The 15,295-nt window shown below is 71.0% G+C and carries 16 protein-coding genes; 14 read left to right on the top strand and 2 right to left on the bottom strand.

Annotated elements, in window-relative coordinates; translation table 11 throughout:
- Positions 1-87 precede the first annotated feature (87 nt).
- The 14 genes from ACWGJ5_RS25255 to ACWGJ5_RS25190 all read left to right on the top strand — a co-directional run bounded on the left by ACWGJ5_RS25255 (position 88) and on the right by ACWGJ5_RS25190 (position 13,690).
- A complete protein-coding gene (locus ACWGJ5_RS25255; RefSeq protein WP_453312059.1) occupies positions 88-1,374 on the top strand; it encodes a GAF domain-containing protein in 1,287 nt (428 codons plus the stop codon).
- Between the two features lie 175 nt (positions 1,375-1,549).
- Positions 1,550-2,884: a hypothetical protein gene (locus tag ACWGJ5_RS25250; RefSeq protein WP_453311950.1), complete on the top strand. Its 1,335-nt coding sequence runs from the start codon at positions 1,550-1,552 to the stop codon at positions 2,882-2,884.
- A gap of 688 nt (positions 2,885-3,572) precedes the next feature.
- The gene (locus ACWGJ5_RS25245; protein WP_453311949.1) at positions 3,573-4,145 is read left to right on the top strand and encodes a GNAT family N-acetyltransferase; all 573 of its coding nucleotides are present in this window, start codon (positions 3,573-3,575) and stop codon (positions 4,143-4,145) included.
- Positions 4,146-4,284: 139 nt separating this feature from the next.
- The gene (locus ACWGJ5_RS25240) at positions 4,285-4,368 is read left to right on the top strand and encodes a putative leader peptide (protein WP_309486338.1); all 84 of its coding nucleotides are present in this window, start codon (positions 4,285-4,287) and stop codon (positions 4,366-4,368) included.
- A gap of 126 nt (positions 4,369-4,494) precedes the next feature.
- Positions 4,495-6,195 (top strand): nitrite/sulfite reductase, encoded by a 1,701-nt coding sequence (locus ACWGJ5_RS25235; protein WP_453311948.1) that lies wholly within the window; start codon positions 4,495-4,497, stop codon positions 6,193-6,195.
- On the top strand, positions 6,192-6,374 hold the full coding sequence (locus ACWGJ5_RS25230; RefSeq protein ID WP_453311947.1) for a hypothetical protein: 183 nt from the start codon (positions 6,192-6,194) through the stop codon (positions 6,372-6,374). The genes ACWGJ5_RS25235 and ACWGJ5_RS25230 overlap by 4 nt, the downstream gene beginning before the upstream one ends.
- Positions 6,371-7,090 (top strand): phosphoadenylyl-sulfate reductase, encoded by a 720-nt coding sequence (locus tag ACWGJ5_RS25225; protein ID WP_453311946.1) that lies wholly within the window; start codon positions 6,371-6,373, stop codon positions 7,088-7,090. The genes ACWGJ5_RS25230 and ACWGJ5_RS25225 overlap by 4 nt, the downstream gene beginning before the upstream one ends.
- Before the next feature lie 29 nt (positions 7,091-7,119).
- On the top strand, positions 7,120-7,656 hold the full coding sequence (gene cysC / locus ACWGJ5_RS25220; protein WP_453311945.1) for an adenylyl-sulfate kinase: 537 nt from the start codon (positions 7,120-7,122) through the stop codon (positions 7,654-7,656).
- Positions 7,653-8,588 carry a sulfate adenylyltransferase subunit CysD gene (cysD, locus tag ACWGJ5_RS25215; protein WP_453311944.1) on the top strand — a complete coding sequence of 312 codons (936 nt, stop codon included), beginning with the start codon at positions 7,653-7,655 and terminating at the stop codon, positions 8,586-8,588. The genes cysC and cysD overlap by 4 nt, the downstream gene beginning before the upstream one ends.
- A 2-nt stretch (positions 8,589-8,590) precedes the next feature.
- Entirely contained in the window at positions 8,591-9,925 is a 1,335-nt protein-coding gene (locus ACWGJ5_RS25210) for a sulfate adenylyltransferase subunit 1 (RefSeq protein ID WP_453311943.1), read from the top strand.
- Between the two features lie 222 nt (positions 9,926-10,147).
- Complete coding sequence (locus ACWGJ5_RS25205) at positions 10,148-11,257, top strand: aliphatic sulfonate ABC transporter substrate-binding protein (protein WP_453311942.1); 1,110 nt, start codon at positions 10,148-10,150, stop codon at positions 11,255-11,257.
- A gap of 36 nt (positions 11,258-11,293) precedes the next feature.
- On the top strand, positions 11,294-12,073 hold the full coding sequence (locus tag ACWGJ5_RS25200; RefSeq protein WP_453311941.1) for an ABC transporter ATP-binding protein: 780 nt from the start codon (positions 11,294-11,296) through the stop codon (positions 12,071-12,073).
- Positions 12,060-12,944 carry an ABC transporter permease gene (locus ACWGJ5_RS25195; protein ID WP_453311940.1) on the top strand — a complete coding sequence of 295 codons (885 nt, stop codon included), beginning with the start codon at positions 12,060-12,062 and terminating at the stop codon, positions 12,942-12,944. Before ACWGJ5_RS25200 ends, ACWGJ5_RS25195 begins: the two co-directional genes overlap by 14 nt.
- An 8-nt stretch (positions 12,945-12,952) precedes the next feature.
- The gene (locus ACWGJ5_RS25190) at positions 12,953-13,690 is read left to right on the top strand and encodes a sirohydrochlorin chelatase (protein WP_453311939.1); all 738 of its coding nucleotides are present in this window, start codon (positions 12,953-12,955) and stop codon (positions 13,688-13,690) included.
- Positions 13,691-13,730: 40 nt separating this feature from the next.
- Here ACWGJ5_RS25190 and ACWGJ5_RS25185 read toward each other — a convergent pair whose 3' ends face one another.
- Complete coding sequence (locus ACWGJ5_RS25185) at positions 13,731-14,039, bottom strand: hypothetical protein (protein WP_453311938.1); 309 nt, start codon at positions 14,037-14,039, stop codon at positions 13,731-13,733.
- A gap of 606 nt (positions 14,040-14,645) precedes the next feature.
- The gene (locus tag ACWGJ5_RS25180; RefSeq protein ID WP_453311937.1) at positions 14,646-15,281 is read right to left on the bottom strand and encodes a mycothiol-dependent nitroreductase Rv2466c family protein; all 636 of its coding nucleotides are present in this window, start codon (positions 15,279-15,281) and stop codon (positions 14,646-14,648) included.
- Between the last annotated feature and the right edge of the window lie 14 nt (positions 15,282-15,295).

Below are 15,295 nucleotides of genomic sequence, written 5' to 3'. Positions count from 1 at the left end.
CACAGCCGGGCCGGAAACCGCCGCCCGGATTGCTTGACAAGTATGTTCGACGCCCTTTCCGGGAGGACCCCCGTGGTGAACCCGCCGATGAACGTGGCGCGCCTGGCCGTCATGGACGCGACCCTGGCGGCGCGGCTGCTGAACGAGGTACGCGACGCCACCCTCGCCGGTCAGCGGGCGAGGATCGCGCCCCGGCCGGTGATCGAGGAGTCCTGGGGACGGATGCTGCGCAGCGGTGTCGATCCCGACCACGACTTCAGATCCGGACTGCTGTCCTCCGACGAAGTGCGGCGCCGGCGCGAGGAGTCACCGCTCAGGCACGTCCTGCCGGTGCTGCGCCAGGGTCTGCTTTCGGTCGCCGACGTCGCCCAGCACATCATGGTCGTCGCCGACGCCGACGGGCGGGTGCTGTGGCGGGAGGGGTCCCCGCCGGTGCTGCGCAAGGCGGACGGGCTGGGCTTCGAACTCGGCGCGGACTGGCGGGAAGACGTCGTCGGCACCAATGGGGTGGGCACCCCGGCGGTCGTGCGGCGGCCCGTGCAGGTCTTCGCCGCCGAGCACTTCGTCCGCTCGCACGCCGCCTGGACCTGTACCGGCGCGCCGATCACCGACCCCAGGGACGGCCGGCTGATCGGTGTGGTGGACGTCAGCGGCCCGCTGGAGACCATGCATCCGGCAACCCTCGCCTGGGTGGACTCGGTGGCCAAGCTGGCCGAGGCGCGGCTGCGGGAGATGCACCTGGACTCGCTGGAGCGGCTGCGGTCGGTGGCGGCGCCGGTGCTCGCCCGGCTGGACGGGCGGGCGCTGGCGGTGGACCGGGACGGCTGGTCGGCGGCGGTGTCCGGGATGCCGTACGTACGGCGCGTCGCGCTGCCCAAGGCGCTGGCGCCGGGCCGCCGGTGGCTGCCGTCGCTGGGTTCGTGCGCGGTGGAGCCGCTGGCCGGGGGCTGGCTGCTGCGGGCGGCCGAGGAACCGGTCGGCACGGCCACGCGGATCGTGCTGGATCTGGGCAGGCCGGGCCGCAACACGCTGACGGTGTCCGGATCGGCGGGTTCCTGGTCGCGTGAACTCAGCCCCCGACACGCCGAGTTGCTGTATCTGCTCGCCGCGCATCGCGCGGGCCGGGGGGCGGCGGCCCTCGCCGAGGATCTGTTCGGGGATCCCTCGCGCACGGTGACGGTACGGGCTGAGATGTCCCGGATACGACGGTACTGCGGGGAACTTCTGCAGCATCGGCCGTATCGTTTCCGCGAAGACACGGAGATCGAGGTACTTCTCCCCGACAACCCCGGTGACCTGCTGCTCTCCTCGACGGCTCCGGCGATCACGCGGAGGCGGACGGCCGCGCAGTGCGGCGGACCCGCCGACCGGTGAGCGTGTCTTCAGCATATTTGCGGGGTCTTCGCCCTGCGCGGGCCGTTGCTGCCGTAGCATCCCATGAGGGTCTTCCCAGCCGCTTCACGCGTCAACGTACGGGCCGTCGGGCGCAGTTGGTCCGCCACCGGCCGGCGCGCCCCGGCGGCGAAGGAGCCCTGGAGAAGGGGACGAGATGAAGCATCGCGGCAGACACCGCCGGCGCAGGAGGGGCGCTGCACTGCGCGCGGTCCTGACCGGGACCGCGCTGGCGCTCACCGCGGCCGCCACCCTGATCAGCGCCTCCCAGGCGGACGTCACCGACAGCCCCGGCGCGCTCAAGCCGCTCTCCTCCCCCGCGGACACCGGCCGGCTGCGGCTCCAGGAGCAGCTGGTCCCCGCCCGCACACTGGACCGGCTCTCCGCCGCGATGGGCCACCCGGTCGGCGTGGACTCCGTCCTGGCGAGCGCCGACCGCGCGATGCGCACCTCCTCCGACTGTTCCTCCGCCGACCGCGCGTCCCTGCCCGTCACCCCGTCCGCCACCCGCGGCTACTGCTGGGACCCGGCCGACTCCGACGCCACCGGCTGGCGGCCGGCATCGGTGACGACGTCCGGGGACGCCGACGACGACGGCGTCTGGGGCACCCACCGGGTCCTGCTCGCCGGCTGGACCCACAGCACCTCCACCGGCCGGGCGGCCGAGCGGGGGCTGGCCAGGGTGGCCTTCGTGAACGCCGACGACCCGGCCCGCCTCTCCTACCGTTGGGTGCTGCTGGTGGTGCCGGTCGACGGCGGCCGCGACTACCGGGCGCTGGCCTCCGAGATCTCCGGGATGGTCTGGTACCAGGACAAGTTGCTGGTCACCGCGAGGACCGGCGGCGCCGACGCGCTGTATGTCTACGACCTCGACCGGATCCAGCGCGTGGGCGTCGACGGGCCCGCGATCGGCCGGGTGCCCGGCGGCTGGTCCGCCGACGGCTACCGCTATGTGATGCCCGCGATCGGCTCCTACCGCTTCACCGGGGGGCGCTGCGACCGCTCCGGCCCGCCCTGTCCCGGCGCGCTCGCCGTCGACCGGGGCACGGTGCCGGACAGTCTGGTCGCCGCGGAGTGGACCGCGCCGGACGGCGAGCGGAACGCCCGGCTGTGGCGGTACGCGTTGAGCACGGATCCGGCGCGTGGGGGGCTGCTCGCCACGGACGCCGCGGGGCGGGTCACGGCGGCGGAGGCGTACCGGACCCGGGCGGCGGGAATCCGGGGCGTGCTGTCGTACTGGCAGCCCGGCGCGGAGGACGCGTCCTGGTATGTGGGACGTCTGCCCGGCTCATGGGACGGACACGGCACGCTGTGGCGACAGGACGCCGGCGGGGCGAAGGCTGCGCGCTGCGGCGCGGACGGCTCCCACCGCTGCTGGGCCGAGGCGGCGGGTGCCCTGTCCTACTGGCAGGAGACGGGCGAGGTGTGGTCGCTGACGGACCGCATGCTCTTCGCCATGCCCCTGGCCGAGCTGGACCGCTCCCTGCACTGACCACACCGTTCGACCCACGCCCTGGGACGAAGATCCACTGAAGCGACCCTGGGTGACTCGCCCGCGGGACCGGCTCGTGCTGCCCACTCGCCCCCCTGGGCCGGGCTCCCCCGCCGGACCATCCGCTGAGGTAACCCACTCCCCGGAGCAGCCTCGGCACTGGCTTGCTCACCGCCCCCGGCCCCGAATGACCCACCCCCGCCGGCCCAACCCCCGAGCCAGGCCCGCAATCAGAGGGCCCCTGAGGCCACCCACTCCCCCGCCCAATCCCTGACCCGCCCCCGCCACCGGACCAGCCGCTGAAGCGACCCACCCCCCGGACCGGCCCCAGGACCGCCCCACTCACCGATCCAGCTGTGGGTGGCCCACCCGCCGAGCCAACCCCTGGGCCAGGCCCGGCACCAGACCGACCCCTGAGGCCACCCGCTCCCCCGACCAACCCCTGACCGGCCCGAACGGCCCGAACGGCCCGAACGGCCCCTGGCCTGACCTGCCTGCCTGCCTGCCTGCCTGCCGCCGGAACAACCCCCTGAGCCGACCCTGCCACCGGAACAGCCGCTGAAGCGACCCGATCCCCCGTCCAGCCCCTGAGCCGGTCCTGCCGCGGAGCCGGACCCGAGATACCCCCGCCCCGTCACTTGACCAGGTCGATCGACAGACCGGGGGACGGAATGATTCCCTGGCCCGCATGAGCAGCGTCCCCGTCACCACCTGGTCCCTGGAGCAGACCTCGCCGGCCGACCTTCTGCCCGCCGCCGCGCCCGAGGGCGATGTCCGGATCGTCCGCGCCGAGGTTCCCTCCCCCGAGTTCAGCCGCTTCCTGTACGCCTCGGTCGGCGGCGACATCCGCTGGACCGACCGGCTGGGCTGGGCGTACGCCCGGTGGCAGGAGCACCTGGACCGGCCCGGGGTGGAGACCTGGGTGGCCTACGACCGGGGCACCCCGGCCGGCTATGTGGAGCTGGAGTCGCAGGACGAGGGCGTGGTCGAGATCGTCTACTTCGGGCTGATCCCCGCCTTCCGCGGACGGCGCATCGGCGGCCATCTGCTGTCGCACGGTACGGCGCGTGCCTGGGACCTGGCCGAGCGGTGGCCGCAGCTGACGCCGACGAAGCGGGTGTGGCTGCACACCTGCAGCAAGGACGGCGAGTTCGCCATGGACAACTACCAGCGGCGCGGCTTCACACTGTTCGACACCAAGGTCGAGCTGGAGCCGGATGCGCCGGCGCCCGGGCCCTGGCCCGGCGCACACCCGGCCTGATACCCCGTCCGACCTGCCGGGACAAGCTTTCCCGCAGGTCATGTGAGCGACGACACCCTTGTCCCATATTCCGGGACAAGGGTGTCCGCATGATGGATAAAGCTGGACTGTGTCCAGATCACCATGACACGCTTCCGTCATGTCTGGAACTGGAATTGCCTTGGTGAGTCGGCGGCACGTCGACCTCGGCCGCATGTCCAGCGCCATCTGTCCGGCGAGCTGAGCGCCCCAGCACCGCCGCGAACCCTCTGCCTGATTTTTCCCTGCGCAACGACGCGCACGCCTGCCCGCGTGCGCGCGCATGTGCAGGTGAGAGCCGCTTCCCACCGGTCCCGAAGGACGTAGAACCATGGCCGCCACTCCGTCGAACCCCGCCGCCTCCGCGCCCCGCCGCAGGGTGAGCCGTCACCGTGGTGAGGGTCAGTGGGCGGTGGGTCACTTCACCCCGCTCAACGGCAACGAGCAGGTCAAGAAGGATGACGACGGTCTCAATGTGCGGACACGCATTGAGACGATCTACTCCAAGCGCGGTTTCGACTCGATCGACCCCAGCGACCTGCGCGGCCGGATGCGCTGGTGGGGGCTGTACACCCAGCGCAAGCCCGGTATCGACGGCGGCAAGACGGCGGTGCTGGAGCCGGAGGAGCTGGACGACCGCTACTTCATGATGCGGGTGCGCATCGACGGCGGCGCGCTGACCACCCAGCAGCTGCGGGTCATCGGTGAGATCTCCCAGGAGTTCGCGCGCGGCACCGCGGACATCACCGACCGGCAGAACGTGCAGTACCACTGGATCCGGATCGAGGACGTGCCCGAGATCTGGGAGCGGCTGGAGGGCGTGGGCCTGTCCACCGTCACCGCCTGCGGTGACACCCCGCGTGTGATGATCGGCTCGCCGGTCGCCGGTATCGCCGAGGACGAGATCATCGACGCCACCCCCGCGCTGGAGGAGATGAAGCGCCGCGTCCTGAACAACAAGGCGTACTCGAACCTCCCCCGGAAGTTCAAGACGGCCATCTCGGGTTCGCCGCTGCTGGACGTCGTGCACGAGATCAACGACGTGGCCTTCGTCGGCGTACGGCACCCCGAGCACGGCCCGGGCTTCGACGTCTGGGTGGGCGGCGGTCTGTCCACCAACCCCAAGCTGGGCGTGCGGCTCGGCGCCTGGGTGCCGCTGGAGGAGGTCGCGGACGTCTACGAGGGCGTCATCTCGATCTTCCGTGACTACGGCTACCGCCGGCTGCGCAACCGGGCCCGGCTGAAGTTCCTCGTCGCCGACTGGGGCGCGGAGAAGTTCCGTCAGGTGCTGGAGGACGAGTACCTGGGAGGGCGCAGGCTGACCGACGGGCCCGCGCCCGAGCAGCCCGTGCAGCAGTGGCGCGACCACATCGGTGTGCACCGGCAGAAGGACGGCCGGTTCTACGTCGGTTTCGCCCCGCGGGTCGGCCGCGTCGACGGCGCCACGCTGACGAAGATCGCCGATCTCGCGGAGGCACACGGCTCGGGCCGGGTGCGCACCACCGTCGAGCAGAAGATGATCGTCCTCGATGTCGAGCAGGACAAGGTCGACTCGCTGGTCGAGGGCCTGGAGGCGCTGGACCTCACCGCCCGGCCGTCCTCCTTCCGGCGCGGCACCATGGCCTGCACCGGCATCGAGTTCTGCAAGCTCGCCATCGTCGAGACCAAGCAGCGCGGCTCGACGCTGATCGACGAACTGGAGCGCCGCCTGCCGGACTTCGACGAGCCGATCACCATCAACCTCAACGGCTGCCCGAACGCCTGCGCCCGTATCCAGGTCGCGGACATCGGCCTCAAGGGCCAGCTCATGCTCAACGACAAGGGCGAGCAGGTCGAGGGCTACCAGGTGCACCTCGGCGGCGCCCTCGGCCTGGAGCCGGGCTTCGGCCGCAAGGTGCGCGGGCTGAAGGTCACCGCGGATGAGCTGCCCGACTACGTCGAGCGGGTGCTGAAGCGGTTCCAGGCCGAGCGCGAGGACGGCGAGCGGTTCGCCGCCTGGGCCGCGCGGGCCGGCGAGGAGGCTCTGTCGTGACGGAGCGCGCCGCGCCCTTCTACTGCCCCTACTGCGGCGACGAGGACCTGCGTCCGGGCGAGCAGGGCCACGGCGCCTGGGAATGCGGGGCGTGCAACCGCGCATTCCAGCTGAAGTTCCTCGGGCTGCTGGCCCGGGGCCTTCAGCAAGCCGACAACGGAGGGGACCCACAGACATGACGACGGCTCAGGAAGACCGTACGAGCGAGGAGTTGAAGGCGCTCGCCGAGCAGGCGGGCCGCGACCTGGAGAACGCCTCCGCCCTGGAGATCCTGCAGTGGGCGGTCGACACCTTCGGCACGAAGTTCTGCGTCACCTCGTCCATGGAGGACGCCGTCGTCGCCCATCTCGCCTCCCGGGTGTCGAAGGGCGAGGCCCCCGTGGATGTGGTCTTCCTCGACACCGGTTACCACTTCCCGGAGACCATCGGCACCCGCGACGCCGTCGAGGCCGTGATGGACGTCAACGTCATCACCCTGACGCCGAAGCAGACGGTCGCCGAGCAGGACGCGGAGTACGGTCCGAGGCTGCACGACCGCGACCCCGACCTGTGCTGCAAGCTGCGCAAGGTGCAGCCGCTGGAGGAGGGGCTGAAGGGCTACCAGGCGTGGGCGACCGGCCTGCGCCGCGACGAGTCCCCGACCCGGGCGAACACCCCGGTCGTCGGCTGGGACGAGAAGCGGCAGAAGGTCAAGGTCTCCCCGATCGCCCGCTGGACCCAGGACGACGTGGACGCCTACGTCACCGAGCACGGCGTGCTCACCAACCCGTTGCTGATGGACGGCTACGCCTCCATCGGCTGCGCCCCCTGCACCCGCCGGGTCCTGGAAGGCGAGGACGCGCGCGCCGGCCGCTGGGCGGGCCGCGCCAAGACCGAGTGCGGGCTGCACGGATGACGAACCATCACACTCTTCAGGAGAACGACGTGACCACCGGAGCCACCGTCTGGCTCACGGGTCTGCCGAGCGCCGGCAAGACCACCATCGCCCACGAGCTGGCCGGCCGGCTGCGTGCCGACGGCCACCGCGTCGAGGTGCTCGACGGCGACGAGATCCGCGAGTTCATCTCGGCGGGCCTCGGCTTTTCCCGCGAGGACCGGCACACCAACGTCCAGCGCATCGGTTTCCTCGCCGAACTGCTCGCCCGCAACGGCGTCAAGGCTCTGGTGCCGGTGATCGCGCCGTACGCCGACAGCCGGGAGGCGGTACGGGGGCGGCACGCGGAGAACGGGACGCCGTACCTGGAGATCCATGTGGCCACCCCCGTCGAGGTGTGCAGCGTGCGCGATGTGAAGGGGCTGTACGCCAAGCAGGCCGCGGGCGAGCTGTCCGGGCTGACGGGTGTCGACGACCCCTACGAGGAACCGAAGGCGCCGGATCTGCGGATCGAGTCGCAGTACCAGACCGTGCAGGAGTCCGCGGCGTCCGTGTACGCCCTGCTGAGCGAGAGGGGACTGGCATGACGACCGTGGCCAAGGTCGAGGACGGTACGGACAGCCCGTACGCCCTGTCGCACCTGGACGCGCTGGAGTCCGAGGGGGTGCACATCTTCCGCGAGGTGGCGGGCGAGTTCGAGAACCCGGTGATTCTCTTCTCCGGTGGCAAGGACTCGATCGTCATGCTGCACCTGGCGCTGAAGGCGTTCGCCCCGGCGGCGGTGCCGTTCTCGCTGCTGCATGTGGACACGGGACACAACTTCCCCGAGGTCCTTGAGTACCGGGACCGTGTGGTGGCCGCACATGGGCTGCGTCTCCATGTGGCCTCCGTACAGGACTACATCGACCGGGGTGTACTCAAGGAGCGTCCCGACGGCACCCGCAACCCGCTGCAGACGCTTCCGCTGACGGAGAAGATCCAGAGCGAGAAGTTCGACGCGGTGTTCGGCGGCGGACGCCGCGACGAGGAGAAGGCGCGCGCCAAGGAGCGGGTGTTCTCGCTGCGCGACGAGTTCTCCCAGTGGGACCCGCGCCGCCAGCGGCCGGAGCTGTGGAACCTGTACAACGGCCGGCACGCCCCCGGCGAGCACGTGCGGGTGTTCCCGCTGTCCAACTGGACCGAGCTGGACGTGTGGCAGTACATCGAACGTGAGGGCATCGAGCTGCCGCAGATCTACTTCGCGCACGAGCGCGAGGTGTTCCAGCGGGGCGGCATGTGGCTGACGGCCGGCGAGTGGGGCGGCCCGAAGGACGGCGAGACCGTGGAGAAGCGGCAGGTGCGCTACCGCACCGTCGGTGACATGTCCTGCACCGGCGCCGTGGACTCCGACGCCACCACGCTGGACGCCGTGATCGCCGAGATCGCCGCGTCCCGGCTCACCGAGCGGGGCGCGACCCGCGCCGACGACAAGCTGTCCGAGGCCGCGATGGAAGACCGCAAGCGCGAGGGGTACTTCTAGCCATGAGCACGATCACGACCGAGGCGCTCTCGGCCACCACGCTGCTGCGGTTCGCCACCGCGGGTTCCGTCGACGACGGCAAGTCCACGCTCGTCGGACGGCTGCTGCACGACTCCAAGTCGGTTCTCACCGACCAGCTGGAGGCCGTGGAGCGGGCCTCCGCGAGCCGTGGCCAGGACGGCCCGGACCTCGCGCTGCTCACCGACGGCCTGCGCGCCGAGCGGGAGCAGGGCATCACCATCGACGTCGCCTACCGCTACTTCGCCACCCCGCGCCGCCGGTTCATCCTGGCCGACACGCCCGGGCACGTGCAGTACACCCGCAACATGGTCACCGGTGCCTCCACCGCCGAGCTGACCGTGATCCTCGTCGACGCCCGCAACGGCGTGGTCGAGCAGACCCGCCGGCACGCGGCGATCGCGGCTCTGCTGCGCGTGCCGCACGTCGTCCTCGCGGTCAACAAGATGGACCTCGTCGCGTACCAGGAGTCCGTGTTCGCCGCGATCGCCGAGGAGTTCACGGCGTACGCGACCGAGCTGGGCGTGCCGGAGGTAACCGCGATCCCGATCTCGGCGCTGGCCGGTGACAACGTGGTGGAGCCGTCCGCGAACATGGACTGGTACGGCGGCCCGACCGTCCTGGAACACCTCGAAACCGTTCCCGTGAGCCACGATCTGGCGCACTGCCACGCCCGGCTGCCCGTGCAGTACGTGATCCGGCCGCAGACCGCCGAGCACCCGGACTACCGGGGCTACGCGGGGCAGATCGCGGCGGGCACCTTCCGCGTCGGCGAGGAGGTCACCGTCCTGCCGTCGGGGCGGACGACGAGGATCTCCGGGATCGACCTGCTGGGCGAGCCGGTGGACGTGGCGTGGACGACGCAGTCGGTGACGATCCTGCTCCAGGACGACATCGACGTCTCGCGCGGCGACCTGATCGTGCCCACGAAGGACGCGCCGGCCACCACCCAGGACGTGGAGGCGACCGTCTGCCACGTGGCCGACGCCCCGCTGACCGTCGGCCACCGCGTGCTGCTCAAGCACGGCACCCGCACGGTCAAGGCGATCGTGAAGGACATCCCGTCCCGGCTCACGCTCGACGACCTGTCCCTGCATCCGCACCCGGGACAGCTCGTCGCCAACGACATCGGCCGGGTGAAGATCCGTACCGCCGAGCCGCTGCCGCTCGACTCCTACGCCGACTCCCGCCGCACGGGCTCCTTCATCCTGATCGACCCCGGCGACGGCACCACGCTCACCGCGGGCATGGTCGGCGAGTCGTTCGCCACCCCCGAGCCGGTCAAGGACAAGTCCGAAGACGACGGCTGGGACTTCTGACCATGACGACGACCGACGTCTACTCGACGTTCGCGAAGGAGGGCGGCCGCGTCGGCAGCGGCGCCCTCGGCAGCGGGCAGGGCGGGGTAGCGCGATGTGTGCTGTGACGTACGCGCACCGCTTGCGCGCCCTCACCCCCCACCGCCGTAGACGAAGACCTGCCGACTTCCCGGCCACGACCTGAGAGACGTGACCGCCGGGCCAACGAGAGGAACCCCTCCCGTGCCTGCCAACCGCTCGAAGCTGTTCCGTCGCAGCATATCCGCGCTCGCCGCGCTCCCCCTCCTCACTCTGGCCGCCTGCGGATACGGCTCCCAGGCCAAGAACGACGACACCGCCAAGGTCGCCGCCGGGGCCAAGAAGATCGACGGCCTCGACTCCGTCAAGATCGGGTACTTCGGAAACCTGACCCACGCGACCGCGCTGGTCGGCGTGCAGAAGGGCTTCTTCCAGAAGGAACTGGGCGCCACCAAGGCCGACTACGCCACCTTCAACGCCGGGCCGTCCGAGATCGAGGCCCTCAACTCCGGCTCCATCGACATCGGCTGGATCGGCCCGTCCCCGGCGATCAACGGCTACACCAAGTCCGACGGCAAGAACCTGAAGATCATCGGCGGTTCGGCCTCCGGCGGCGTCAAGCTGGTCGTGAACCCCAAGAGGATCACGTCCCTCAAGGACGTCAAGGGCAAGAAGATCGCGACCCCGCAGCTCGGCAACACGCAGGACGTGGCATTCCTCAACTGGGCCGCCGAGCAGGGCTGGAAGGTCGACGCGCAGAGCGGCAAGGGTGACGTCACGGTCGTCCGCACCGACAACAAGATCACCCCGGACGCCTACAGGTCCGGTTCCGTCGACGGCGCCTGGGTCCCGGAGCCGACCGCGTCGAAGCTGGTCGCCGAGGGCGGCAAGGTGCTGCTGGACGAGTCGTCGCTGTGGCCGGACAAGAAGTTCGTGATCACGAACATCATCGTGCGGCAGGCCTTCCTCAAGGAGCACCCGAAGGCCGTCGAGGCGGTGCTGAAGGCCTCGGTCGCGGCCAACAAGTGGATCAACGCCAACCCGGACCAGGCGAAGGCGGCCGCGAACGAGCAGCTGGCGGCGGACTCCGGCAAGGCGCTCCCGGCCAACGTGCTCGACCCGGCCTGGAAGTCCATCCGGTTCACCGACGACCCGCTGGCCTCCACCCTCGGCACCGAGGCGGCGCACGCGGTCAAGGCCGGCCTGCTGGACAAGCCGAACCTCAAGGGGATCTACGACCTGACGATCCTCAACAAGGTCCTCAGGGCCTCAGGCGAGAGCACGGTCGGCGACGCCGGTCTCGGCAGCAGCTGACGCAAGAGCCCGACGAGTTCCCAGGAGGTGACGACCATGGCCACAACCCTTGCCAAGGCCGCTGAGTCGGTCGATTACGCCGCACGCCTCGAGCATGTCTCGAAGTCCTTCGCGACGCCCGGCGGGCAACAGCTCGTCCTGGACGACATCACCCTCGATGTCGCGCCCGGCGAGTTCGTCACCCTCCTGGGGGCCTCGGGCTGCGGCAAGTCCACGCTGCTGAACCTGGTGGCGGGCCTGGACCGGCCCACCGCCGGGTCCATCACGACCGACGGCCGCCCGGCCCTGATGTTCCAGGAACACGCCCTGTTCCCGTGGCTGACCGCGGGCAAGAACATCGAACTCGCCCTGAAACTGCGGGGCGTGGCGAAGTCCGAGCGGCGCGGCAGGGCCGAGGAACTGCTCGAACTCGTCCGGCTGAAGGGCGCGTACGGCAAGCGCGTGCACGAGCTGTCCGGCGGTATGCGCCAGCGGGTGGCGTTGGCCCGCGCGCTCGCGCAGGAAAGCAACCTGCTGCTGATGGACGAGCCGTTCGCGGCGCTGGACGCCATCACCCGGGACGTGCTGCACGACGAGCTGACCCGCATCTGGTCGGAGACCGGGCTGTCCGTGCTGTTCGTGACGCACAACGTGCGCGAGGCGGTGCGGCTCGCGCAGCGTGTCGTGCTGCTGTCCTCCCGTCCGGGCCGGGTGGCCCGGGAGTGGGAGGTCGACATTCGGCAGCCGCGCCGCATCGAGGACGCGCCCGTGGCGGAACTGTCGCTGGAGATCACCGAAGTCCTGCGTGGGGAGATCCGCCGCCATGGCCAGCACTGAGACGACGACCTCCCCGGAGTCGGGGAGCGTGGAGGCGGGCCTCGACGCGCTGGAGACCGCGCAGCCGGGCCGTACGCCGCTGAGCAGGACCTTCGTCGACAAGGTCGTACCGCCGGTCACCGCGATCGTCGTGGTCCTGGTGGTCTGGCAGGGCCTGATCACGCTGAAGATCGTCGCCGATCCGACCAAGCTGCCCACGCCGGGCGCGGTCTGGCACGCCTTCCGCAACGACTGGCTGCAGGGCAAGCTGCTCGGCTACATCTGGACCAGCGTCTCGCGCGGTCTGCTCGGCTTCTGCCTCGCGCTGCTGATCGGCACCCCGCTGGGCCTGCTGGTGGCGCGGGTGAGGTTCGTGCGTGCGGCCATCGGCCCGATCCTGTCCGGTCTGCAGTCGCTGCCGTCGGTGGCATGGGTGCCGCCCGCGGTGATCTGGCTGGGCCTGAACAACTCGATGATGTACGCGGTGATCCTGCTCGGCGCCGTGCCGTCCATCGCCAACGGTCTGGTGTCCGGCGTGGACCAGGTGCCGCCGCTGTTCCTGCGCGCGGGCCGCACGATGGGCGCCACGGGTCTGAAGGGCACCTGGCACGTCACTCTGCCGGCCGCCCTGCCGGGGTATGTGGCGGGCATGAAGCAGGGCTGGGCCTTCTCCTGGCGCTCCCTGATGGCCGCGGAGATCATCGCCAACTTCCCCGACCTGGGCACGGGCCTCGGCCAGCTGCTGGAGAACGCCCGCACCGCCAGCGACATGGCCATGGTGTTCGAGGCCATCCTGCTCATCCTGTTCGTCGGCATCGCCATCGACCTGCTGGTCTTCAGCCCGCTGGAGCGGTGGGTGCTGCGCAGCCGCGGCCTGCTGGTGAAGGGCTGAGGCACGGCATGCGCGAACCGGTCCTTCTCGTCATCGCCCACGGCAGCCGCGATCCACGGCACGCCGCGACCGTGCACGCCCTCGTGGAGCGGGTGCGGTCGCAGCGGCCGGGGCTGCGCGTGGAGACCGGTTTCCTGGACTTCAACGTGCCGTCCGTGCACGGGGTGCTGGAGTCCCTGGCCGCGGACGGCGTCCAGGACGTCGTCGCCCTGCCCCTGCTGCTGACCCGCGCGTTCCACGCCAAGGCCGACATCCCCGCCGTGCTGCGGGAGGCGCCGACGCGGCTGCGGATCCGGCAGGCGGACGTGCTGGGTCCGTCGCCGCTCCTGTTGTCGGCACTGGAACGACGGCTGTACGAGGCGGGGTTGACGCCCGCCGACAAGTCCTCGACCGGGGTCGTGCTGGCCTCGGCGGGGTCCACCGACCCGGAGGCGATCGCAGTGATCGCAGAAATCGCGCGGGAGTGGCGGCACACCGGCTGGTGCGCCGTGCGACCTGCGTTCGCCTCCGCATCCCTTCCGCGCACCGAGGACGCGGTGGCCGAACTGCGCGCCCTCGGCTGCGAGCGGGTCGCCGTCGCACCGTACGTCCTGGCCCCCGGCTTTCTGCCGGACCGCATCGCGCGGGGCGCGGCCGGGGCGGACGTACTGGCGGACGTGCTGGGTCCCGCGCCGGAGGTGGCGCGGGTGCTGCTGGAACGCTACGACGCGGCCCGCCGGCCGGCGCTTGCGGCCCTGGGCGCCTGACCGTTCCCCGGCTTCCGCGGCATGACCGGCTCTCCTGGGGTCACAGGCCGAGCGCGTGCAGGAGGTGCTGGGTGAAGGTGAGGCTGGCGGTGCCCGCGCCCGCCGTGATGGCGACGTTCTCCAGTGCGGTGCGGATCCGGCCCCGGTTGGGCGGCAGGCCGTCCTCCGCCGACAGCGCCAGCTCCGCCTGGATGACCTCCCCGTTTCCGGCGATCCCGGGGTACTCGGCCCGCAGTGCCTCGGTGAGCCGGTCCGCGACGTCCATGAGGGTTTCGATGTCGGGTGTGCCGTTCCTGGGGTCGATGCGGGCGAAGTAGGCCGGGGTGATCCCGAAGTCGTAGGTGCTCATGTCCTGTCCTCGCTTGTGGTCCGAAGGAGCCTTCGGGGGATTGGGGGTGGCTACGGCTTCGGCGCGGGCGACCGGGCTCTGGCTACCGAAGGTGCTGGGGCGGCTGACGTTACCGATGTTGCGGAGAAGAACACCGCGCGTGCAGTGCGGTGGGCCAGGGCCCGGCCAGCCGCGATGGCGCCTACTAGGCCGAAAATCGCCACCCATCCGGGTGACCGGCGTCCGTTGACCGGGTTGCGGGGAGCACGGGGGCGTCCCGCCTCCGGGGTCGCCCCCGTCGCAGTGGTACCGCGGCAGGGCCCGTAACGGCCTGCCCGTCGCGCTCATCGGTCCCCTCGCCCCTTCCGGTCGCCCTTCCGGCCGCCTGCGCGCTTCACCCTAGGGACAACGGGATGAGTTTGTCGCGAGGTTCTGCGAGGGCTGGCCCTGGAGGACGGGCGCGTGATAGAGGGGACGCCGCGGTCCGGCGCTCCCCTGTGACGTCGGACCGCGGCGGCACTTCGTTCTGCGCCGCTCACGATTCGTGTGTCACAGGAGCGGCGAACCCGAGGCGTTCGAGGGACGTTTATCGGCCACCCTCTCTTTCCTGGTCGGTTGGTTCCTCGTTCAGTCGAAGCGGAGGGCTCCGGTGCGGGTGCGCTTGAGTTCGAAGAGGTCGGGGTGACGGGCCAGCGCCCGGAAGCTGTCGAAGAGTTCGGCCGCCTCCTCGCCACGCGGAACGGCGCGGAGCACGGGGCCGAACCACACCGTGCCGTCGATGTGCAGGGTGGGCGTGCCCACGTAGCCGCCCGTCTCCGGCTCGGCGCCGGCCTCGTGACTGCGGCGCACCGCGTCGTCGTACGACGGATCGTGGGCAGCGGCCGACAGGTCGGCGGGCAGCCCGAGTTCGGCCAGCGACTCGGCGACCACCCGGTCGAAGTCCTCGATCCGGGCTTCGTGGATCCGGGTGCCGAACGCGGTGTACAGGTCGCGCAGCACCTTGTCGCCGTGCCGTTCGGCGGCGGCCACGGCAACCCGCACCGGACCGATCGACCTGTCCACCAAGTCCCGGTACCAGTCGGGCAGTTCGTTGCCGATGTTGTGCAGGTACAGGCTCATCACCCGGAACCGCAGGTCGAGGGGGCGCAGGCGCTCGACCTCCAGCAGCCAGCGGGAGGTGATCCAGGCGAAGGGGCAGGCGGGGTCGAAGAAGAAGTCGACCCGGGTCGGGGCGGGCTCGGTGGCGGTGTCGCGGTAGGTCATGGCAGCGACGCTAC

The sequence above is a fragment of the Streptomyces sp. NPDC054783 genome (genome assembly GCF_053611725.1).
This window is presented reverse-complemented; position numbering and strand designations above follow the sequence as displayed.